Below are 22,950 nucleotides of genomic sequence, written 5' to 3' on the forward strand. Positions count from 1 at the left end.
ACATGAATATAGGACAAGTTGCAAAAAACTCGGGCATTTCTGCAAAAATGATTCGTTATTATGAAGACATTGGCGTATTGCCAGCATCTAAACGTAGCGATGCAGGTTATCGGATGTACAGTGAAGACGACCTAAAAACCTTGCATTTTATTCGACATGCCAGAGAACTTGGCTTTTCTACAGAGCAAATGAAAGAGCTTCTAGAGCTGTGGAAAAACCACGACCGACAAAGTGCCGAAGTAAAAGATTTAACTCAAAAGCATATTCTGGCGTTAAAACAAAAAATTGTAGATTTACAAACCATGGTGGATCACTTAGAACAGTCTGTCCATTGTTGTGCTGGAAATCAGCAATCTGAATGCGAAATTTTAAATAAAATTGAATTTGGAATGAATTAGGGGCTTGACCTTCACCCTATTGGAAGCTTTAAGTTTTTAAATATCGTTGTATAGCTTTGTTTAACACAACAAACATGAGGAAAAAATGCTATGAAACTACGTATCGATGCAATGACCTGTGGCGGATGTGCACGTAGCGTGACTGCGAGTATTAAAGACCTTGATCCAAATGCGACAGTAAATATTGATGTTGCAAGTAAAATTGTGGAAGTTGATAGTACTGCGGAACAGCAAAAACTTTTAGAGGTTTTAGCGGAAGATGGGTTTCCAGCAGTGCAATTGGCTTAATGGTTACGAGCTAAATAATTTAACTGTTGTCAATAAAGCCCGGTTTAACTGGGCTTTATTGTGTGCAAAATTAGCCATTTTTAAAATTGTGCTACTTTGAACAGCATTGATAAATGTAGAAAGAACAAGACTTAATTGTTTTGGCTTGCAATTTTATCTGGTGTCATCAGTGCTTGATTGACATAAAGTTTAATTAAGCGCTCTCGTGAACCGATCGATTTTTGATAGTGCGTTGAGTTTAATAAAAGTGAAGCGCCGTAAGTGACCGTCCAAATATAGGATAAATAGTCACGAATCGACATCATGCTGTTGGTTTCTTTGAGATGGTGCGCAAACAAATCTTTGATTTCAAGTATTCGTTGCTCACGAATATGATAAAGCTCTTCAAATAAGTCTTTGAGTTTGCGCTCATTATTTGTTAGGCGTTCTTCAATTACATGCAAAAGAATCGTTCGATTCGAATTCAGCATGTTGTAGAGCATGTATTGTGAAACATAGGTTTTAATATCGTGATTATATTTTTTGGAAATCTCTAGCAAACGTTGCTCATTTAAAATAATTAATTCTAAATACAGCTGGTTTTTACTTTTAAAATGTTTGTAAATCGTGCCCTTAGCAATATCTAATTCGCCTGCTAATTCACTTAAAGTAATGTCCTGATTGTTGTCTAGCAATAACGTTTCGGCCATCGCTAAAATTTTCTCTTTGCGTTGTAGAAAATTTTGTTGGCGTACTGTAGTCATTTTTATTCCAAATACATCAATGGAGAATATGATAGAAGATTACGGTGATTTAATGCTTGCTAAAATAACACTAAGGTCGAGCAGTGTATTCTATTTTGAACTAAAAATAGCCGTTTAATACAAAGATGAAGAATATGTGAACAATCTTGTAGTATTAGCGCCCAATGTCAAGAAAACTGAACCCTTGAGGTCATATTTGGCAAATAAAATTCCATTTTAAAATAAATTATTCTATTGTCTTAGCACGTTTTTAACACTGTTTCAGATCAATTTATCTGACCGTATAGCTCTCAGAAATTTAAATTTTAAGCCTAAGAAATGCCAAGTATTTTCTTATAGCTGACTGTTATCTGCAAAAAGCTGAAGCCTCGCATCAGCATGTAATAAATTAAGGACTATTAAATGCCAATTTATAACGCACCACTCAAAGACATGGACTTCATCTTAAATGATGTATTTAAAGCTGATGAGTTTTGGCAAGCCAACGAAAATTTAGCGCACTTAGATGTTGCAACCGCAAATGCAATTTTAGAAGAAATGGCTAAATTTTCTAAAAATGTCATTTTAGACCTTAACCGTAGTGCTGATGAATCAGGTGGTGCTCAATTTAACCTAGGTGAAGTAAAAACACCTGAAGGTTTTAAAGAGGCGTTTAATCAATTTGCGCAAGGTGGTTGGGTCGGTTTAGGTGCTCCAGAAGAATGGGGTGGCCAAGGTATGCCAAAAATGCTCACTGTGTTGGCAGATGAAATGATTTGGAGTACCAACCCATCATTTATGCTTTATCCGCTACTCACAGTTGGCGCAGGTATGGCCATTAATGACCGTGCTTCTCAAGAACAAAAAGAAACCTATTTACCAAAATTTTATACAGGTGAATGGTCAGGTACGATGTGTTTGACAGAGCCTCACTCTGGTACAGATTTAGGGATTATTAAAACCAAAGCTGAACCGAATGATGATGGTTCATACAATATTACGGGTACCAAAATTTTTATTACCAGCGGTGAGCATGATCTTTGCGAAAACATTATTCATTTAGTGTTGGCAAAAACACCTAATGCACCTGCTGGTTCACGTGGTATTTCGTTGTTTATTGTGCCGAAATTTTTGGTCAATGCCGACGGTACATTAGGTGAACGCAATGCTGTAGCTGCAGGTTCAATTGAACACAAAATGGGCATCAAAGGCTCTGCAACTTGTGTGATGAACTTTGATGGTGCTAAGGGCTACATGGTTGGCAATGAAAATGAAGGCCTTGCTGGTATGTTTGTTATGATGAACTATGAACGTTTATCAATGGGTATTCAGGGTATTGGTGCTTCAGAATATGCTTATCAAAATGCAGCACAATATGCGACAGATCGTTTACAAGGCCGCGCAGCTACAGGTGTTCAAAGTCCTGAAAAACCAGCTGATTCAATTTTAGTACATGGTGATGTACGCCGTATGTTGCTCAATGTACGTGCAAATAATGAAGCATCACGTGCATTTGCCGTATATGTAGGTCAGCAATTAGATATTACCAAATATTCAACCGATGCTGAGGCTGTTCGTAAGGCCAATGACCGTGTTGCACTGCTTACGCCAATTGCTAAAGCGTATTTAACTGATACTGCATTGCAAGCTACTTTAGAAGCGCAAATGTGCTTTGGTGGACATGGTTATATTCGTGAATGGGGCATGGAACAGTGTATTCGTGACTTACGTATTGCACAAATCTATGAAGGCACTAATGGTGTACAAGCGATTGATTTGATTGGCCGTAAAACCACGAAATGCTCAGGTGCATTTGTTGCAGAGTATATGGCTGAAATTCGCGAATTTAGCAATAACATGCCAGATTCAAAAGTAAAACAAGCAGCCTTGAATGTATGTGAGAAAGTAGAAGCATTAACGCAATTTGTTGTTGAACAATCGAAGTTAAATCCTAACTTTAGTAACGCTGTGGCAGTGGATTACTTACATGTTGTGGGCTTACTCAGCTTTGTTTATATGTATGCACGTATTCATGAAGCTGCTCGTGTGAAAGCAGAGCCGTTCTATCAACATAAACTTGTGCTTGCAGATTACTATGTTGCAAAAGTGCTGCCTGATTTAGCTGCACGCGCAGAGCGTATTTACGCAGGTGCTGATTTAATTATGCAATTACCGCAAGACTACTTTACTGCACAAGCATAATTAAAAAACAGTTTACGATTATAGATGGAAATGCCCTAAGAAGAATTTAAGCTTCTTAGGGTAAACAAGATGTATAAATACAGGATGGTATAAAAATGATTGTTATTGTTGATGGCGTTCGTACAGCGATGGGTGGTTTTCAGGGTTCACTTTCATCATGTACAGCACCAGAGCTAGGCGCTGTTGCGATTCAAGCAACTGTGGAACGTTCAGGTTTACAGGCAACTGATATTGATGAAGTGATTTTTGGTTGTGTTTTACCCGCAGGTTTAAAACAAGGCCCAGCACGTCAAGCAATGCGACTTGCAGGTTTACCTGATTCAACAGGCGCGACCACAATTAATAAAATTTGTGGTTCTGGCATGAAAGCTGTGATGCAAGCAGCCGATGCAATTAAAGCGGGCTCTGCACAAATTGTGGTTGCAGGTGGCATGGAGTCTATGTCAAATGCACCATATTTACTGGAAAAAGCACGCTCAGGCTATCGCATGGGGCATGGTAAAACCACGGATCACATGTTCCAAGAAGGTTTAGAAGATGCTGAAACTGGCCTTTCTATGGGGATTTTGGCACAGGAAATGGCCGATAAAAAAGGCTATACCCGCGAGCAGCAAGATGCATTTGCAATTAACTCTTTGAATAAAGCGGTAACGGCTGTAAATGGTGGTTATTTCAAGGCTGAAATTGCACCTGTTACAGTAAAATCACGCAAGGGCGATGTGGTTGTTGATACTGATGAACAGCCTTTGAGTGCAAAACCAGAAAAAATTCCAACATTACGTCCAGCATTTAAAAAAGACGGCACGATTACTGCTGCGAATGCGAGTTCAATCTCAGATGGTGCTTCGGCATTGGTGATTACTTCTGAAGAAACAGCAAATGCACGTGGCTTGAAGCCAATGGCTAAGGTTGTTGCTTACGCGACAAATTCACAGCATCCATCTGAGTTTACAATTGCACCAGTAGGCGCGATTGAGAAAGCTTTACAAAAAGCAGGTTGGACAGCAGACGAAGTTGACCTTTGGGAAGTAAACGAAGCTTTTGCCATGGTGACGATGCTTGCGATAGATGGCTTTAAGCTCGACGAAGCGAAAGTGAACGTAAATGGCGGTGCATGCGCACTCGGTCATCCATTAGGTTCATCAGGTTCACGTATTATTGTGACACTCATGCATGCTTTAAAGCGCACGGGTGGCAAAAAAGGCATCGCTGCACTGTGCATTGGTGGTGGTGAGGCGACTGCGATTGCAATTGAATTAATATAATTCATCATCGTTTTAAATTTTTAGATAAGCAAGCTGTAACACCGTCTCAGTACGCTGGGGTGGTTGAATAATTGATGTTTATTATGAGATTTTTATTATGAACGGTTTAGATCGCATTCGCTTAATCTCCCTTCGCGACAAAGTTATGTCTGCGCAACAAGCGATTGAATTAATTAAAGACGGCTCGGTAGTGGGTTTAAGTGGTTTTGGTGGTGCCGGTGAGGCAAAGACAGTTCCTTTGGCTTTGGCAGATCACGTGGCTGCTCATCCTTTACGTATTACTTTGGCCACAGGTGCAAGTTTAGGCAATAGTATTGATGGGCGCTTAAGTCAGGCACATGCCATTCAACGCCGTTATCCATATCAGGCAGACCCAACATTACGTAAGGCCATTAACAATGGTGAAGTGATGTATATCGATCAGCATTTATCTGAAATGGCTGATAATATTCGTCATCATAACTTACCAAGTATTAATGTTGCAGTGATTGCAGCGACTGCAATTACTGAAGATGGACAAATTATTCCAACGGGTTCTTGTGGTAACTCAGCGAACTTCATCGAAATGGCAGATCAAGTGATTATCGAAATTGATAATACGATCAATCCAGTTCTTGAAGGCGTACATGATATTTATTTACCGAAAGCGCGCCCTAATCGTGGCCCGATTCCACTCACTCAAGCGGGTGATCGTATCGGTACCATTGGAATTAACGTAAGCCCTGAAAAAATTGCAGCCATTGTACTGAATGATTTGCCCGACACACAGTTTGGTATGGATGAGCCAGATACAGATACGCTGTCAATTGCGAAACACCTGATTCATTTTTTTGAAGCAGAAGTTGCACAAGGCCGTTTGCCTGAAAATTTAGGGCCATTACAGTCGGGTGTTGGTTCAATTGCCAATGCCGTGTTTGCTGGTTTTGAACATTCTAATTTTAATAATTTAGAAATGTACTCTGAGGTTTTACAAGATTGCACCTTCCAGCTGATTGATTCAGGAAAAATGACTTTTGCTTCGGGTTGTTCTATGACGTTGTCAGAATCTTGTGCACAAAAAGTGATGCAAAATTTTGATCAATACAAAGACAAAATCGTTTTACGTCCACAAGAAATTTCAAATAATCCCGAAATTATTCGTCGATTAGGCATTATTGCAATTAATACGGCACTTGAGTTTGATATTTATGGCAACGTAAATTCGACGCATGTGACGGGCACTAAAATGATGAATGGCATTGGTGGCTCAGGTGACTTTACTCGCCATGCGCATATTGCAATTTTTGTGACTAAATCGATTGCAAAAGCTGGCGCAATTTCATCTGTAGTGCCAATGGTGAGTCATACCGATCATACTGAACACGATGTGGATGTTTTGGTGACTGAACAAGGTTTGGCAGATTTACGTGGACTTGCACCTCGTGAGCGTGCACGTAAAGTCATTGAGTGCTGTGCACATCCTGATTATCGTGAAGCTTTATTAAGTTATTTCGAGCGTGCATGTGAGCATGGGGGACAAACCCCACACTTATTAAACGAAGCACTGTCTTGGCACGCACAGTTTGAAGAAACTGGTAGTATGAAAACAGCTTAATAAAACTGTTTAGTTAATAAAAAGCCCGAAATCTTCGGGCTTTTTATATGGGTATGAATACATTTATTGTATTTTATAGAATTGATTCTGGAGCAGAATGAAGTTTTAAATTTAAAAATAAGATGTATAGATTATTTTATTAATTAGTTAATCTTAACTTATAGTACATAAAATAGTAAAATCGATTAAATAAATATCTTTAAAAATGAAAGTTGAGTTTTTTATTAAAATAAATCATCATATTAGATTGAATTAAATAAATTAAAGTCGAACTAAAAAGACTTATTTTAGAAGTAAACAGAGGGTGATATGTATCAATCAGTAGGAACTATTAATAACTTATTACTGGAAATCAAAGATAAAAAATACATTTTGCCAGCTATTCAACGCGAATTTGTGTGGAAGCCAGAGCAAATTTGTCAATTATTTGATTCAATGATGCAGGGTTATCCTTTTGGAACATTCTTATTTTGGAAAGTTAAAGAAGATAAAGTCAATGAGTTTAAATTTTATCAATTTATGCAAAATTTTGACGAAAAAAATAATTATTTATGTAGCGTCTATGACAATATTCCTCAAAAAGATCATATTGCGGTATTAGATGGCCAACAACGTATTACGTCCTTAAATATTGCATTACGTGGATCATATACAATCCAAGTTGGTCAAAAAACCAAAGAAATGTTTTTGTATTTTAATGTTTTAGGGCAAGGTGATCCTGATCATAATGCACTGTATGACTTCAAATTTTTAACTCAAGAAGAAGCAAGTGTTAAAAATGAACAACAATATTGGATTTTAGTCAGTGAAATGTTGGATGGCGTAGAACCTGGTTCTGCACATGGTAAGTTTTATCCCATTCTTATGGACATTACTAAATTTATTGGGACTTTTCCTGAGTATGCACAGCATCCTGAAAAAGTTGAAAAATTAAATATACCCAAAAAAATTACACATTTAATTAGTACATTAAATATGCAAAATTTAATTTTTGCGTATGAAGAAAAAGAACAAAACTTAGAAAAAGTATTAAATATTTTTATCCGTATGAACAGTGGTGGTACGCCATTATCATATTCAGATTTATTACTTTCATTTGCCGTTACCCAGTGGTCAACTCTCAATGCGCGAGATGAAATAAATGAGCTGTTAAAAGAGATTGAAGAAAATACTGAATTTGAATTTAGTAAAGATTTAATTTTACGTGCAGGACTTATGTTGTCTGAAGTCAATAATTTAAGCTTTAAATTATCCAACTTTAATAAAGACAATATGCGGGTAATGGAAAATAATTGGGAACAAATTAAACTGGCCTTTATTAGCAGTTCGGAATTACTCAAAGAATTTGGCTTTGATCATAAAGCGTTGATTCATGATGTTGCGATATTGCCTATCGTATATTTTGTTTATCATAAATATTGTGTTAATTTGGATTTAGATAAAGCAAAAATCAAAATTGATAGCAATGATATTCAGTTAATGAAGCGCTGGCTGATTGAAAGTCTGCTTAAAAAAGGCATTTGGTCGAGTAATCTTGAGAGTCTACTTTTACATATCCGTAAGGCAATTGGAAAAACTGCTACAGTATTCCCATACGAAGCTGTAAAACAGGCTATGTTAGAAAAAGATAAAGCCTTAAGCTTTAACGAAGAAGATGTGCAGAATTTATGTCAGTTACGATACGGCAAAGATAATGAAATTAAAGCCTTATTGTTATTAGTGTTTCCTGATAGTCAACTTGTACGCACACATATCGATCATATTTACCCAAAAAGCATTTTTACACCTAAAAAAATGCAGAAGTTAAAAATTGTAAATGATGGGAGTAATAAGCTACAGAACCTAGCCAATACAGTGGTGAATTTGCAGTTAATTCCTGCATCGGTCAATATTCAGAAAAATGCGACTCAACCAGCTCAATGGCTCGAAAGCTTTTTTATGGGCAATCTCAGTTCGCAGCAACTTTATTTAACTAGTCAGTTAATTGATCAAATTCCACAAGATTTAAATCAATTTGAATGGTTCTGTCAGCAACGTCGAGAAAAAATTTGTACTAAACTGCGTAACTTACTTGACGTCAAACCAGTGAATAATTCTGTTTTTGACTATCCAGAACTGGGGGCGCTCAAATTATCTAAGGCACGTTTTTCATCTGATCAAATTAAATTTTTAGATAAACTGGGTGTTTGGTTAAATGTAGAAAATGAAAGCATTGATCTTAAATTTATGATGAATGTGGTGATGCATCATGCATTTAACACCAAAGTGAATAGCCAACCTGCCGACTCAATCAAAGCCTCTATTATTATGCAATTGCTTGATGTAACCAATGCTTTTGATAAGACGAAAGATTTACTTCCGCAAGCTTATCAAAGTGGTTATTTCATGATAGATGATGCGAGCAATTTAACGTCCTTTGAAATGGATGATTTTATTAATCGTGATTTAGAAGCATTTCTTAACCATGCAGAAGAGCGCTCAGTAACGATTATTAAAGCACGCTGTGGGATCGACGGTGTGGTGGGGCAGACTTTAGAACAAGTGGGGCAAAGCTTAGACCTTACACGTGAACGAATTCGCCAAGTCGAAAAAAATGCATTTCAGAACTTACGTGAACGAGTTCGTATCTCGGTGGATGTAATTTGGGAAAACTTAAATCAAAATGCAGACAGCGAATTTATGCAGTTATATCCTAAATTAGCTTCGCATTTTTCTAATCAAAATGATTTACTTAACTTTTTAGAGCTTCTGTGTTCATTTGATAAAAATGAGCTGGTACACATTATCAAGCCAAACATTAATGTAAACAGTCTACTTCAAGAGTGGTTTCTTCATCACAAGGCACCTATGCCGTGGGATACCGCAATTCATCAGATTGTAGATTTAGCAGGTTGTACGGAACGCGTTGCAAAAAATGCAATACATAATGCAGCAGAAAATGCAGATATTCTGTTTTCTGACCAAACTAAAACACCAGGGATTTACCCGAAGAACTTAAATAAAATGTATGCGGTTGTACATGCTGCATTGCATTTTAAAGATGGTGCAAATTTTAAAGAAATTTTGGAACGTGCGAACCAAGAAGGCTATAGCAAAGTTGAATTAAGCACACATCGCCTCGATCATTCAATTAATGAGGCTGTTGAAGAAAATTATCTCTACCAGTCTGACCGTGGTGCGTACTGCCATATTAATGAATTTAATATCAGTTTTGCGGATCAAGAACTGATCTTTAAAGAAGTTTTAGCGATTTTGTCACAGCAAACGCAGCAACAGTCTATGCATTTACGTATGGAAGCGTATGAAGTAAGTGATACTTTAAAACAATATGATTATTTTAAAATTCGCCACCTTATTCGTAACTGGGGTGTGGAGCATGGCATTTACTTTACAGGTAAATCGGGTGCCGACACGATTAGCTTAAATGAAGCGGTGAAGCCTCAAAGCCAGTTACAAACCATTTTGAATTGGCTGGAACAAAGTAACCGTCCACTTACACGTGATGATATTGCTAAAAAAATCCGTAGTGGCTCACAAAACCATGCATCTTTATATTTAAATGAGCTTATGCAAGCAGGTTCTGTAGTACGTGTAGCAGCATTGGAATACACCACACCGCAAAAAGCCTATAAAAATGTGGACATTCATAAACTTCATCAAGATATTGTAGCGTATTTGAAGTTGGTGAATAAGCCTGTAGATATTGGCATTATTGCGGAAAAAGTGAATCTAAAATATCACTACAATTATCCGAAAGCATGGTATTTACATTTGGTTAAAACCAGCAGTAAAGATTTGGAAGCGCAAAATATTCATACCTTCCATAACCTTATTTCTTTAGATGAAACCATTCATGGCGTTACGATTCATCAGATGATTCGAGATAACTTTAAGCAACTTGATGACTTAGAGGGGATACATCGCTTTATTAATCAGCAGATTTTGGTCGGCAAAACTGAAGTGTATAACGCAATGAATAATATTCGAAATAATGCTGCTGTCATTTAACTCAGCTGTTTCATTTATAAGTTGCGCGTTGTTTCAGATATGAATGCATTGCGTGATAGATAAATATTGAATTAAAAGACATCTGCTTTAAAAGTAGATGTCTTTTTTATGGTCTGGGTGAATGGCATTTATGTCAACGAACTGCAACAGAGCCTTAAAATGAGGGGCATAATAATTGACGCGCTGTTTTATTGCGGTGGCTTCATGGATCGAGTACTCATCCTGAATTGCAATTACATCAATACCAGCAACATTTGCAGCTTCAACCCCAATTAGTGAGTCTTCTACAATTAGGCATTCTGCAGTGCTGATACCAAAATGCTGTAGCGCCTTTAAATACATTTCTGGATGTGGCTTGATATTGGTGACACTTTCTCGAGTTAAGACTAAGTCAAAATCGTGTAAAAAGTTAAGTTTACTGTAAATTGCCTGATTATTTTGAGCATAGCGCTTTACATTATTCAAACTGGTTGTTGTGGTTAATGCAACCGCTATGCCACAGGCTTTTAAGCTTTTCACATATAGATCTACTTGTGGCTTCAGTCGAACAATATGATCTAGAAAATGCTGAGAAATCGCATAGCGTTGCACTTTAATCTGCTCTGCACTTAGCTGTGAAATTCTATAACTTTCTTTAAGGAAGTTACAGTATTCTAAGTAAGGGTCTAAACAATGTTTATAGCTTTTTAATTGCTGGTCACGTTGTTGTTGTATGCTGTGTAAGTCGATTTGTTGCTGAGAAAATTGTTGAATTAATTGGGCATCAACCTGATTCCATATCCCGACGGAGTCAATTAAAGTCCCATCTAAATCAAAACAGACTAATTTTTTACCTTTTAGCACGTATCCATCCTATTGTATTTGTCGCTATTATCTCGTGTACATGCAATAAATAACAATCAAAGCTAATGTATTTTAAAATGATTTGAATGAATTATTTAGCTGATTTTTTGTTGGCTTAGTATGAAAAATATAAAGATATAACCAGCATGTAGATGAGGATGTATTAAGTCTAAAGCATGTGTAACAATGCTAGAAAAAGCAGGTTATTCGCAGTACTATTTCAACAGATTCTTTAAACCAACAATACTGGGATGTATTGTTTAACCTGATTTAATCTGAGGAAAAAAGCTGACGTGTTTGAATTGGACTGTAAGCTTCTAAGTGTATTTTTATATATTTACAAATTTAAAAGTGTTTCTTTGGCTGCTGAGCATTTAGACATGAGTCAGCCGACCGTGAGTAATATTTTAAATAAAATACGTCAGCATTATAAGGACCCACTTTTTTTGCGCATTGGTAATGAAATGTTGCCAACAGAATTGTCTAAGCAACTTTTTCCACTCGTGAGTGAAGCTTTAAGTAAGATTGAGGCGATCAATAATTTTAGTATTGATTTTGATCAAGCGATTTCAGATCAGCAATTTACTCTAGCTATGACCGATGTATCACATTTGGTCTTATTGCCTAAAATTTCGCAATATTTAAAAAAAAATGCCTCTCATATCAGACTCAATGTTCGCCCAATTACCACAGAAACCAGTTATCAAATGGCCAATGGTGAAATTGATTTGGCATTGGGCTTTTTGCCTCATTTGGAAAATGGTTTTTATCAACAAAAATTATTCGAGCAATATTATGTGGTTATTGCTGCCAAGGATCATCCACGTTTAACAGGTGAACATCTAACAACAGAGCAGTATTTGGCAGAATCTCATATAGATATTGATGCAGGGATGGGGCACTATCATATTGAAAATGAATTAATGAGTCTGGGCCTTAAGCGTGACATATTAATGCGTTTGCCGAGTTATTTGGGTGTTGGGCTGGTGGTGCAAGATACAGATGCGATTGCTACAGTGCCGTATTATCTCAGTGAAGTCTTACTGTCACGTGGTAATTTAAAAATTTTTGATGCTCCTATTGTTTTTCCAAGCTATGGTGTGAAGCAATATTGGCACATGTCTTGTCATCATAAAGCGAGCCATCAATGGCTACGTAATATGTTCCATGAAATCTTAGTGAAGTAAAAAGTACGATTAAAAGATCTCGCTCAGAGAATTGATTGCTAGATGTTTAGTGAATAAAAGCATAAGTATTCCACTAATAGATAAATGCAAATTTGTGCTAAACATTGTCAATTAACTTATTTTTCATCATAAGACTGACTCATTAATATGTGAATTAGTAATCACTTTTAATGAAAAAATATGAGCAGCAAATCAAAACCTTTAATTATTACGGCGATCGTCATTGTGGCGATTGCTGCTTTTGTTTATTTTCAAACTAAAAAATCTACTCCTGACACTTCAACGGCTGCAATTGCGCAAAAAGATCAAAAAGCGGTAGTTATTGCGTATCAAACAGGCGTTGATCCGAGCAAAGTGGCACAGGCCAATGGCGATTATGAAAAAGATAGCCAACAAAAAATTGAGTGGAAAAAATTTGATACGGGTGCCGATGTTGTAAATGCTTTGGCATCAGGTGATGTCAGTATTGGCAATATTGGTACCAGTCCTTTAGCGGCTGCAGCCAGCCGTGATTTACCTATAGAGGTATTTTTTGTGGCAGCCAAACTTGGTGCTTCAGAAGCCTTAGTGGTGAGCAATAAATCAGGCATTCAAAAACCTGAAGACTTAAAGGGTAAAACCATTGCTGTGCCTTTTGTTTCTACAGCACATTACAGCCTGCTTTCTGCATTGAAGCATTGGAATTTATCTGAGGCTGAGGTCAAAATTATTAATTTGCGCCCGCCTGAAATTTCTGCAGCATGGGAACGTGGCGATATTGACGCGACTTATGTTTGGGAACCTGCTTTAAGCAAGGCGAGTGCCACAGGTAAAGTTCTGACCGATTCTAAGCAAGTTGCAGAATGGGGTGCGCCAACCTTTGATGTTTGGGTAGTTCGTAAAGACTTTGCAGAGCAAAATCCTGAGTTTTTAAAGTCCTTCGTTCAAACTTCTTTAAAGAAAATAGATGAATACAATCAAGATCCGAAAGCGTTTGAAACGAATACTGCTTATATCAATAGCATTGCGCAATTAACCGGTTCTGATGCGAAAGATATTCCATTACTTCTATCAGGCAATATTTATTTGAACCAGCAGCAGCAAGCTCAAAGCTTCAGCACAGATTTTGCCAAGAATATTTTAGATACAGCGACCTTTTTAAAAGCCCAAGGCAAAGTAGATAAAGTCAAAGCCGATTATAAGGGCAATGTGACCGCCTTATTTGTTCAGCCTTAAGGATGTGAAAATGAGTATCTTAAAAGCGGAAAATATTAGCCTGACCTATCCTGAACAAGAGGTGGCTGTACTAAAAAATATCAATTTGGACGTTCCTGAATCGACTTTAACGGTTGTACTTGGCGAGTCTGGCTGCGGTAAAACGACGCTTTTAAATATTTTGGCGGGTTTTCAGCAGGTGAGCGCAGGCCAAGTCAAAATTGATGATGAAGTTTTAACTGGCCCAGATGCTAGACGTGCGGTGGTCTTCCAAGAACATGCCTTACTGCCTTGGCTCAACGTGTCAGATAACGTAGCATTTTCCTTGAAATTAAAAGGCTTAAAAAGTGCAGAGATAAAGTCACAAGTCACATCAATTTTAGGGACTGTGGGCTTGTCGCATGTGGCAAATGCCAATATTTGGGAACTTTCAGGCGGTATGAAACAGCGCGTCGGTATTGCACGTGCTTTGATTAGTCATGCACCATTTATTTTGCTGGATGAACCCTTTGCAGCACTCGATGCATTTACTCGAGAAAGCATGCAGGAGTTTGTGCTGAATTTATGGATTAAAGAGAAGAAGGGCTTCTTTTTAATTACCCATGATATTGAAGAGGCGCTTTTGTTAAGCAATCAATTGGTACTGATGACAGCGCGCCCGGGGACAATTGTTGAAACGCTCAAGCTGGATTTTGCTGAGCGCTATAGAAAAGGTGAATCTATACGTGTGATTAAATCTGATCCGCAGTTTATTCAGCTGCGTGAAATGTTGTTTGAACGCTTAAAAGCGCAAAAATTACATGCGGTGGAGTCTTAATATGAATACGCAAATTCAAAAATTAAATAAGGCTCATCTCAGCGAAAATCGTGCAGAAGTAGCAACATTAAACAGAAGCTCTTCTATTTCTATATTTAGAAAAAATTTGCCACTTATTGTGAGCATCAGCAGCGTGTTGAGCTTGCTGGTACTTTGGTTTGTGGTAACCACTTTGAAAATCATTCCAGAGCTATTTTTACCAAGCCCTGCAGCGGTATGGCAGAAGTTTATTGAAGTCAGCCAGCAAGGTTTTATGAAAGCCACGCTTTGGCAGCATTTGGCTGAAAGTATTGGCCGTGTGTTTAGCGCACTCATTGCTGCCATTGTGATTGGTGTACCTTTGGGTTTATGGATGGGACTGAACAAATGGGTACGCGCTGTATTTGATCCACTAGTGGAGCTACTCCGTCCCATTCCACCGCTTGCATACTTACCGCTTTTGGTGATTTGGTTTGGTATTGGTGAAACCACCAAAGTGTTGCTGATTTTCTTTTCAATTTTGGCGCCAATTATTATCAGCAGTGCCCATGGTGTGATCAGCCACCAAAAAAACCGTGAACGTGCAGCATTATCTTTAGGCGCAACGCGCTTGCAGGTTTTGCAATATGTGATTTTACCTACAGCTTTGCCGCACATATTAACGGGTGTGCGCATTGGCTTGGGCGTGGGCTGGTCAACACTAGTGGCTGCAGAGCTGGTTGCTGCTGATCGCGGTATTGGTTTTATGGTGCAGTCAGCTGCTCAGTTCTTAATTACAGATACTGTGATTCTTGGAATTATTGTGATCGCGATTGTCGCGGTAAGTTTTGAGCTATTTTTACGTTGGCTGCAAAAGCAGTTGGCGCCTTGGTATGGCCAACAGCTGTAAACAGATTTAGAGATTGAAGAAGATTTAATTATGTCATTGCAAGCAAAGCAAATTAATCCAAACATTGGCGCTGTTATTGAAGGTATTGATTTAAACCATGCCGATACACCGTTGTTGCTAAAAATAAAACAGGCACTATTGCAGCATCAAGTGATCTTTTTTAGAAAGCAGGCGCTAAGCGCACAGTCGCAAGTGAGGTTGGCAAAAACCTTTGGCACTTTGCATATTCATCCGATTTACCCTGCGATGGAAGAGGCTCCAGAAGTGATCGTACTGGATAGCCACAGACAAGATTTAAGAGACAATGATCTTTGGCATACCGATGTGACTTTTAGTCAGACACCGCCATTGGGCTGTGTGCTGCAAGCCATTAAAATCCCTGAATTTGGCGGGGATACGCTCTGGGCCAGCGGTACAGCTGCTTTTAATGCGCTCAGTGAAGATTTAAAACAGCAACTACGCGGTTTAACAGCAACACATGATATTCGTAAATCTTTTCCATTAGAGCGCTTTGGCGCAACAGCAGCAGACCGCGAAAGGCTTGAAAATAGTTTCCGTAAAAACCCGCCAGTGGTGCATCCAGTTGTGCGTACACACCCAGAAACTGGTGCTGAAGTGTTGTTTGTGAATGAAGGTTTTACGACGCATATTAACGAACTGAATGCACAAGAGAGCGATGCGTTGCTGACATTCTTGTTTGAACATGCGGTGAAGGAAGAATTTCACTTGCGCTGGAAATGGCAAGAAGGTGATGTTGCCATTTGGGACAACCGCTGTACGCAGCACAAAGCGCTGTTTGACTATGGTGATGCGCACCGCATTATGCATCGTGCAACCGTGAATGGCTCGGTACCATTTTATAAAGCAGCAAGTTAAAAGCGTAAGCAGCTTATTTGCAAACATCACAGGAAAGGCCCAATGCTGACATTGGGCCTTTTTATTTTGAAGAAATCTAAAAAATATAAATTCAAAAATACTTAAGCATGATTGCACATGCACAAGGATGATGCATACCTAAGCAGATGCACAGTTCAAAAATAGCGCAATTTAAAATCAATACTGTAGCTTAAGCATCAAAACGAACCCTAAAACCTTAGTAATACGATTTATTTAAATCGTATTACTAAATTGGCACAGCCTTTGCATTTCTACTTACATCATAAAGTGATCTAGGGTTCCGATGCATTTATATGTATGACCGCGACCGAGAGTTCACGGCTTCGTTTTAATTCAAAGCAAAGCTGCACGGAGGGATAAAAGCCCGGGAGGTAAACAGTTAAGAATTAGGCAGAGGCTGCAATGAGCACAAAACATTATCATGACGATAAAGCACTATGGACTGAACTTTTACCGGGTGGACACCACTGGTCAGCGCGTATTCAGCGTGGCGCTGTATTACAGCTTAAATCGCTAGGGCAAAATGCCAATCTGGCGCTTTACTGTGTAAATAGTGAAGATAAGCTCGAACGCTACAACATGCCAGATAGCCTTAAAGGGCAGCACACGGCATATTTAAGTACAGGTCATATTTTGGCATCGGATTTAGGCCGTGCCATGATTTCGATTGTGAAAGATGATCACGCTTGGAATGATGCTTTTTGTGCACCAAGTACGGCATCGCAAATTGAAAAACAATACGGCAGCAAAACTTTCCAAGATGCCCGTAATGATATGTACCGTAATGGCAAAGATAGCTTATTGCTTGAAATGACCAAGTTTGGCTTATATGCAACTGACCTCAGCAGTACCTTAAATTTATTCTCTAAAGTTCAACCTGATGACAATGGCAACTTAAGTTATGTTGCTTCGGACAACACTGATCAAGTGATTGAACTTCGCTTTGAAATGGATTGTTTGGTCTTTTTATCTAGTGCACCACATGGATTATCTCAAGCAGAAGAATATAACCCTGCCGATGTACAACTAAGCTTATTTAAGGCATTGCCTTTGGCAGATACAGATGTTTGCCGTGATTCTTGCCCGCAAAATCAACGTGCTTTTCAAAATAATAAACGCTATTACGCTTTAACGGCTTGAGGGGAATGATCATGACTGCATTAGTAAATCCAACACAAAATTTTGAAAAATCAGTGTTAAGCGAAGTATGTCCTGCCGGCGAAGCTTGGATGTGCGAAGTCAAAAAAGGGCAATATTTCCGTATCGTTGACCTCGAAGGCAATCAAGCGGTGGATACGCTATTTATCTCAAGCCATAACCCTGAGGAACGTTATAGTGCAACGGATACCTTAGCCATTAACCAACAGATTTATTTAGAAAAAGGCACAGCGCTATACACTAACTTTGGCAACAAAATTGCCACCATCCATGACGATAACTGTGGCCGTCATGACACCTTAGGCGGTGCATGTTCATGTGAAAGCAACACTGTTCGCTATGCACATGACAAATTCCCAATGCACAGTTGCCGTAATAATTTCATGATTGCACTTTCTCAGCATCCGATTGCCAAAAAACATGGCTTAAATGTGCGCCATATCGGCCCAAATATTAACTTCTTTATGAATGTGCCTGTGACCGCTGAGGGACATTTGAAATTTGATGACGGTATTTCTGCACCGGGTAAATATGTCGAGATTAAAGCCGAAATGGATTTAATCGTCCTCATTTCCAATTGCCCACAACTGAATAATCCATGTAATGCCTATAACCCAACAAAAATTCAATTGATCATCCGTGACGGTGAGGAGTAATACCATGTTCAATAAAGTCCTCATTGCCAACCGTGGTGCAATTGCTTGCCGTGTGATCCGTACACTGAAAAAATTAGGCATTCAGTCCGTTGCAGTGTATTCAGAAGCAGACCGTGATTCTTTGCATGTGACCTTGGCGGATGAAGCTGTATTTATTGGCGATAGTCCTGCCAGCCAAAGCTATTTAAATGTCGATAAAATTTTAGAAGTCGCAAAACAAACAGGTGCTGAAGCGATTCATCCGGGCTATGGTTTCTTGTCTGAAAATGCTGAATTTTGTGATCTCTGTGAAGCGCAAGGCATTGTATTTTTAGGGCCAAATTCGGCGCAAATGAAATCCTTTGGCTTAAAACATACCGCACGTGAACTCGCGATTCAAGCCAATGTACCACTTCTTCCGGGCAGTCAGCTTTTGGCTGATGAAGCCGAAGCACTGCTTGAAGCCAATCGTATTGGTTATCCTGTGATGCTGAAAAGTACCGCGGGCGGTGGCGGTATTGGTATGCGTTTGGTGTGGAATGAAGAAGAGCTGAAAGATGCTTATTCTACAGTGTCATATCTTGCCCAAGCCAACTTTAAAGACGCAGGTTTATATTTAGAGAAATTTGTACAGAATGCCCGTCATATCGAAGTGCAGATTTTTGGTGATGGTAATGGCTTAATCTTGGCACTTGGCGAGCGTGATTGTTCGGTACAACGTCGTAACCAAAAAGTGGTGGAAGAAACCCCAGCACCACATATCAATGATGAGCAACGTGCCTATATTCAATCGGTTGCGATTGGGCTGATGCAGTCGGTGAGTTACCGCTCGGCAGGCACAGTTGAATTTGTGATGGATACCGACACGCAAGAATTCTACTTCTTAGAAGTGAATACCCGCCTGCAAGTCGAACATGGCGTGACGGAACAAGTCTTTGGTGTAGACCTTGTGGAATGGATGGTGACTCTCGGTAGTGGGGATTGGATTGCACCAACAGCACCACTTGAATCGAAAGGTCATTCGATTCAAGTACGTTTATATGCTGAAGACCCTATCAAGAACTTCCAGCCAAGTGCAGGTTTACTTACACATGTCGAGTTTGATAGCCATGCCCGTAATGAAACGTGGGTGGAAACGGGTTCTAATGTCTCATCATTTTATGACCCGATGATTGCTAAAATTATTGTGACTTCGGGCGATCGTGACTCTGCAATCGTTGCAATGACCGCAACACTCGCGAAAACATCGGTTGCAGGCATCGAAACTAATCTTGAATATCTACAAAATATTATCGACTGTGATGTATTTAAAGCCGGTACGCAAACCACACGATTCTTAAATACATTCGAGTGGAAAACTCAAAAAATTGAAGTGTTGCAATCAGGCATTCAAACTTCTGTGCAAGATGTCACAGGTCGTTTGGGCTATTGGGATGTGGGTGTGCCACCATCAGGTGCGATTGATCCGCTGTCACTTAATGTTGCGAATCAATTGTTAGGCAATGCATATAACACGGCAGGGCTTGAATGTACTTTGCAAGGACCAAGCTTAAAATTCCACTGTGATAGCCAAATTGTATTGGCGGGTGGTGATATGCCATCAACCCTTGATGGTGTGGCTGTGCCAATGTGGCAAACTGTGAATGTGCGTAAAGGTCAGATTCTAAAATGTGGAAAAATCGCCACAGGTTGTCGTACTTATATCGGGATTAAAGGTGGTTTGAATGTGCCTGAATATTTAGGTTCACAAGCGACCTTTACCCTTGGTCAGTTTGGTGGTCATGCCGGTCGTAATTTATTGATTGGCGATATGTTGCCGATCACTATATTTACATCGGATGAAGTGAAAGCCTTAGCGCCTGAACAAGTGCCAACGTTTAGTCATGAATGGGAAATTGCGGTGATGTACGGCCCGCATGGTGCACCAGACTTCTTCACTAAAAAAGACATTGATACCTTCTTTGCCAATACTTTTGAGATTCACTTTAACTCAAGCCGTACAGGTATTCGTTTGATTGGTCCAAAACCTGAATGGGCACGTGAGGATGGTGGTGAAGCAGGTTTGCATCCATCCAATATTCATGACAATGCATACGCGATTGGTGCGATTGATTTCACGGGCGATATGCCGATTATCTTGGGTCCAGATGGTCCAAGTTTAGGAGGCTTTGTTTGTCCTGCGGTGATTGTCAGCTATGAACTGTGGAAAGTCGGACAGCTTAAAGCCGGCGATAAAGTGAAATTTGTGCCGATTTCGTATGATCAAGCGCAGGTATTGAATCAAAAATACAGCGCAGGATTTAAAGACACTGAGCTTGCACAAGTTGATTTTTCTGCAAGTTTTAGCGCAGAAATGGATACCTTAGATGATGCAATTTTAGCAACCCAAGCAGGTGAAAATGGTGCGCCTGATGTAGTGTATCGTCCTGCGGGTAATAGCTACATGCTGGTAGAATATGGCGAATTGGTTTTAGATCTAAACCTGCGTTTCCGTATTCATGCATTGATGCAATGGGTGAAAGATCAAAACATTGCAGGGATTATTGACCTTACACCGGGCATTCGTTCGCTACAAATCCATTTTGATTCTTTGGTTTTAGATCAAAAAGCTTTGTTGGCATTATTACAACAAGCAGAAAGCGAATTGCCAGATGTGACGGAAATGGAAGTGCCATCACGTACGGTGTATTTACCGCTGGCATGGGAAGATTCGCAAACGCAATTGGCAACAGAACGCTATATGCAAACTGTACGCCCAGATGCGCCATGGTGTCCTGACAATGTTGAGTTTATCCGCCGTATCAATGGTTTAAAATCTAAACAAGCCGTTAAAGATGTGGTGTATAGCACCAATTATTTAGTGATGGGCTTGGGTGATGTGTACTTAGGCGCACCTGTAGCCACACCGCTTGATCCACGCCATCGCCTCGTGACCACCAAATATAACCCTGCACGTACGTGGACGCCTGAAAATGCCGTGGGTATTGGCGGTGCGTATATGTGTGTCTATGGCATGGAAGGCCCCGGTGGTTATCAGTTTGTCGGTCGTACCACGCAAATGTGGTCTCGTTACCGTAAAAACCCTGACTTTGAACAAGGTATGCCGTGGTTATTGCGCTTCTTTGACCAAATTAAGTTTTATGAAGTCTCTGAGTCTGAGCTTATGCAAATGCGTGAGGACTTTAAAGCAGGCCGCTTAAAACTGCGTGTGGAAGAAGGCATACTGAACCTGAAAGAATATAACGAATTCCTGACTGAAAATGCAGAATCTATTTCTGCGTTTAAGTCTGTGCAACAAGCCAATTTTGATGAAGAACGCCGCCGTTGGCATGAAGCAGGACTTGCAGAGTATGTTTCTGAAAGTTTGGATGCGGTGACTGATGATAGTGATATTCAAATTCCAGAAGGTGGTTGTGCGGTAGAATCTCACATGCCGGGAAGTATTTGGAAAATTGAATGTAAATCGGGTGATATTGTGGAAGAAGGTGCAACCTTAGCGGTAATTGAAGCGATGAAAATTGAGATTCCAATTATTGCACCTGAGCGCATGATAGTTTCGGAAATTACCATTGAAAAAGGGCAGACGGTGAAAACAGGGCAGGTGTTGTTTACGTTGTCGCCAGTGGCATAAAAAATCCTCCTTAACCCTCCTTTGAAAATGGAGGCAATTTTAAGACCGTCCATAAGGGCGGTTTTTGATTAGTGCTTGCTTATAACGACAATTGTCGATATGATAAATTTAATACAGCCGCCACGCTTAGTTCTTCTTTGGAAGTCCGCGCAACCTTGGCGGTTTTTTATGCTCAAATACAATGAATTATGCTGAAAACCTATAATAAAAATCCACTATCTTATACGGAACAGGTCAATCACCTGAAAGCCAAGGGAATGATTATTCATAATCAAGCTTGGGCTGAAACTGTACTTTCGAAATATGGTTATTATCGATTGAGTGCATATTGGCATCCTGATCGAATTTATATCGATGGTCAAATTACCGATCATTTTAGGTCAGGAACATATTTAGAAAAAGTTGTTCAAATTTATGAGTTTGATACAGAATTAAGATTACATATTTTTAGTGCAATTGAAGTCATAGAAACTTTCTTACGTACAAAAATCACTTATTTTATGGCTCATCAATATGGTGCATTTGGTGTGTATTGTGAGGGAAATTTTCATCCAAAATTTAACCATAAGGTATTTATTAAAAATTGTGACAAAGAGGTTGAACGATCTAAAGATACGTTTATTCAGCATTTTGAACAGAATTATAAGGGTTATCCACACATTCCAATATGGATGCTGACCGAAGTTTTAAGCTTAGGTTCTTTATCATTTTTATATCATGGATTGGAAAATAACCAAAAATTAAATAAAGAAGATAAAAAAACCATTTCACAGCATTTTAATATTCATCATGAGAAGTTAGCCGATTGGCTACATATATTAACTTATGTGCGAAATGTTTGTGCCCACCATGGACGGCTTTGGAATAGAGAGTTGGCCATTAAAGCGAAATTGGATAAAGATGAAAATTGGCAGTCACCCATCACACCAACCAATAAACGCATTTTTTATGTATTGCTCATATTAAAAACGATGTTACGCCCAACAGGTTTTGACGCAGAGTGGTGTAGTCAAATGAATACTATACTTAAACCGATTTTAAGGGATGAAAATTGGCGTATGGCAATGGGTTTTCCAAATCATTGGGAAAACCATCCAATATGGATTCTTTAATGAATACTCGATGGCTTTGTTGCACAAAGATGTAAAAATTAAGATTGCCCATATCTACTCAAATTTAAGGCATAACTTGGGTATGTGGTTGACCTAACTCGGTAAATTTATTTAACACGGCTACACGTGCA

Annotated in this window: 17 protein-coding genes and 1 riboswitch; of the genes, 15 read left to right on the forward strand and 2 right to left on the reverse strand. The window is 39.1% G+C overall.

All coding sequences use genetic code 11. The features are described 5' to 3' along the window. Nucleotides 1-2: 2 nt before the first annotated feature. On the forward strand, nt 3-398 hold the full coding sequence (gene cueR / locus DYI81_RS07190) for a Cu(I)-responsive transcriptional regulator (protein WP_106985187.1): 396 nt from the start codon (nt 3-5) through the stop codon (nt 396-398). A 90-nt stretch (nt 399-488) separates the two neighbouring features. Next, complete coding sequence (locus DYI81_RS07195; protein ID WP_106985186.1) at nt 489-686, forward strand: heavy-metal-associated domain-containing protein; 198 nt, start codon at nt 489-491, stop codon at nt 684-686. A gap of 131 nt (nt 687-817) precedes the next feature. On the opposite strand, the gene DYI81_RS07200 is transcribed toward DYI81_RS07195, so the two are convergent. After that, nucleotides 818-1,429: a TetR/AcrR family transcriptional regulator gene (locus DYI81_RS07200; protein WP_106985185.1), complete on the reverse strand. Its 612-nt coding sequence runs from the start codon at nt 1,427-1,429 to the stop codon at nt 818-820. A 402-nt stretch (nt 1,430-1,831) separates the two neighbouring features. Here DYI81_RS07200 and DYI81_RS07205 point away from each other — a divergent pair, with 402 nt between their 5' ends. The 4 genes from DYI81_RS07205 to DYI81_RS07220 all read left to right on the forward strand — a co-directional run bounded on the left by DYI81_RS07205 (nt 1,832) and on the right by DYI81_RS07220 (nt 10,477). After that, on the forward strand, nt 1,832-3,610 hold the full coding sequence (locus tag DYI81_RS07205; protein WP_117007150.1) for an acyl-CoA dehydrogenase C-terminal domain-containing protein: 1,779 nt from the start codon (nt 1,832-1,834) through the stop codon (nt 3,608-3,610). An 89-nt stretch (nt 3,611-3,699) separates the two neighbouring features. Continuing rightward, entirely contained in the window at nt 3,700-4,875 is a 1,176-nt protein-coding gene (locus DYI81_RS07210) for a thiolase family protein (protein WP_117007151.1), read from the forward strand. A 97-nt stretch (nt 4,876-4,972) separates the two neighbouring features. Then, nucleotides 4,973-6,469: a succinate CoA transferase gene (locus DYI81_RS07215; protein ID WP_171356326.1), complete on the forward strand. Its 1,497-nt coding sequence runs from the start codon at nt 4,973-4,975 to the stop codon at nt 6,467-6,469. A 309-nt stretch (nt 6,470-6,778) separates the two neighbouring features. Further along, nucleotides 6,779-10,477 (forward strand): DUF262 domain-containing protein, encoded by a 3,699-nt coding sequence (locus tag DYI81_RS07220; protein WP_117007153.1) that lies wholly within the window; start codon nt 6,779-6,781, stop codon nt 10,475-10,477. Nucleotides 10,478-10,564: 87 nt separating this feature from the next. On the opposite strand, the gene DYI81_RS07225 is transcribed toward DYI81_RS07220, so the two are convergent. Then, a complete protein-coding gene (locus DYI81_RS07225; protein WP_117007154.1) occupies nt 10,565-11,320 on the reverse strand; it encodes an HAD family phosphatase in 756 nt (251 codons plus the stop codon). A 293-nt stretch (nt 11,321-11,613) separates the two neighbouring features. Between DYI81_RS07225 and DYI81_RS07230 the strand changes: the two genes are divergently transcribed. From DYI81_RS07230 to DYI81_RS07270, 9 genes are all read left to right on the forward strand, one after another. Continuing rightward, nucleotides 11,614-12,507 carry a LysR family transcriptional regulator gene (locus DYI81_RS07230; RefSeq protein WP_106984427.1) on the forward strand — a complete coding sequence of 298 codons (894 nt, stop codon included), beginning with the start codon at nt 11,614-11,616 and terminating at the stop codon, nt 12,505-12,507. A gap of 180 nt (nt 12,508-12,687) precedes the next feature. After that, complete coding sequence (gene tauA / locus DYI81_RS07235) at nt 12,688-13,722, forward strand: taurine ABC transporter substrate-binding protein (protein WP_117007155.1); 1,035 nt, start codon at nt 12,688-12,690, stop codon at nt 13,720-13,722. Between the two features lie 10 nt (nt 13,723-13,732). Continuing rightward, on the forward strand, nt 13,733-14,518 hold the full coding sequence (locus DYI81_RS07240; protein ID WP_106984425.1) for an ATP-binding cassette domain-containing protein: 786 nt from the start codon (nt 13,733-13,735) through the stop codon (nt 14,516-14,518). A gap of 1 nt (nt 14,519) precedes the next feature. Continuing rightward, a complete protein-coding gene (gene tauC, locus DYI81_RS07245; RefSeq protein ID WP_106984424.1) occupies nt 14,520-15,386 on the forward strand; it encodes a taurine ABC transporter permease TauC in 867 nt (288 codons plus the stop codon). Nucleotides 15,387-15,416: 30 nt separating this feature from the next. Continuing rightward, entirely contained in the window at nt 15,417-16,262 is an 846-nt protein-coding gene (gene tauD, locus DYI81_RS07250; protein WP_117007156.1) for a taurine dioxygenase, read from the forward strand. Nucleotides 16,263-16,544: 282 nt separating this feature from the next. Beyond that, nucleotides 16,545-16,656: riboswitch (guanidine-I (ykkC/yxkD leader) on the forward strand. Between the two features lie 29 nt (nt 16,657-16,685). Then, a complete protein-coding gene (locus DYI81_RS07255) occupies nt 16,686-17,423 on the forward strand; it encodes an urea amidolyase associated protein UAAP1 (RefSeq protein ID WP_106984422.1) in 738 nt (245 codons plus the stop codon). Between the two features lie 11 nt (nt 17,424-17,434). Continuing rightward, nucleotides 17,435-18,097 (forward strand): urea amidolyase associated protein UAAP2, encoded by a 663-nt coding sequence (locus DYI81_RS07260; RefSeq protein WP_106984421.1) that lies wholly within the window; start codon nt 17,435-17,437, stop codon nt 18,095-18,097. Between the two features lie 4 nt (nt 18,098-18,101). Further along, a complete protein-coding gene (uca, locus tag DYI81_RS07265; RefSeq protein WP_117007157.1) occupies nt 18,102-21,707 on the forward strand; it encodes an urea carboxylase in 3,606 nt (1,201 codons plus the stop codon). Nucleotides 21,708-21,895: 188 nt separating this feature from the next. After that, nucleotides 21,896-22,819 carry an Abi family protein gene (locus DYI81_RS07270; RefSeq protein ID WP_117007158.1) on the forward strand — a complete coding sequence of 308 codons (924 nt, stop codon included), beginning with the start codon at nt 21,896-21,898 and terminating at the stop codon, nt 22,817-22,819. The last annotated feature ends 131 nt before the right edge of the window (nt 22,820-22,950 follow it).

This window comes from Acinetobacter sp. SWAC5 (assembly GCF_003419885.1).
Taxonomy (GTDB): domain Bacteria; phylum Pseudomonadota; class Gammaproteobacteria; order Pseudomonadales; family Moraxellaceae; genus Acinetobacter; species Acinetobacter cumulans.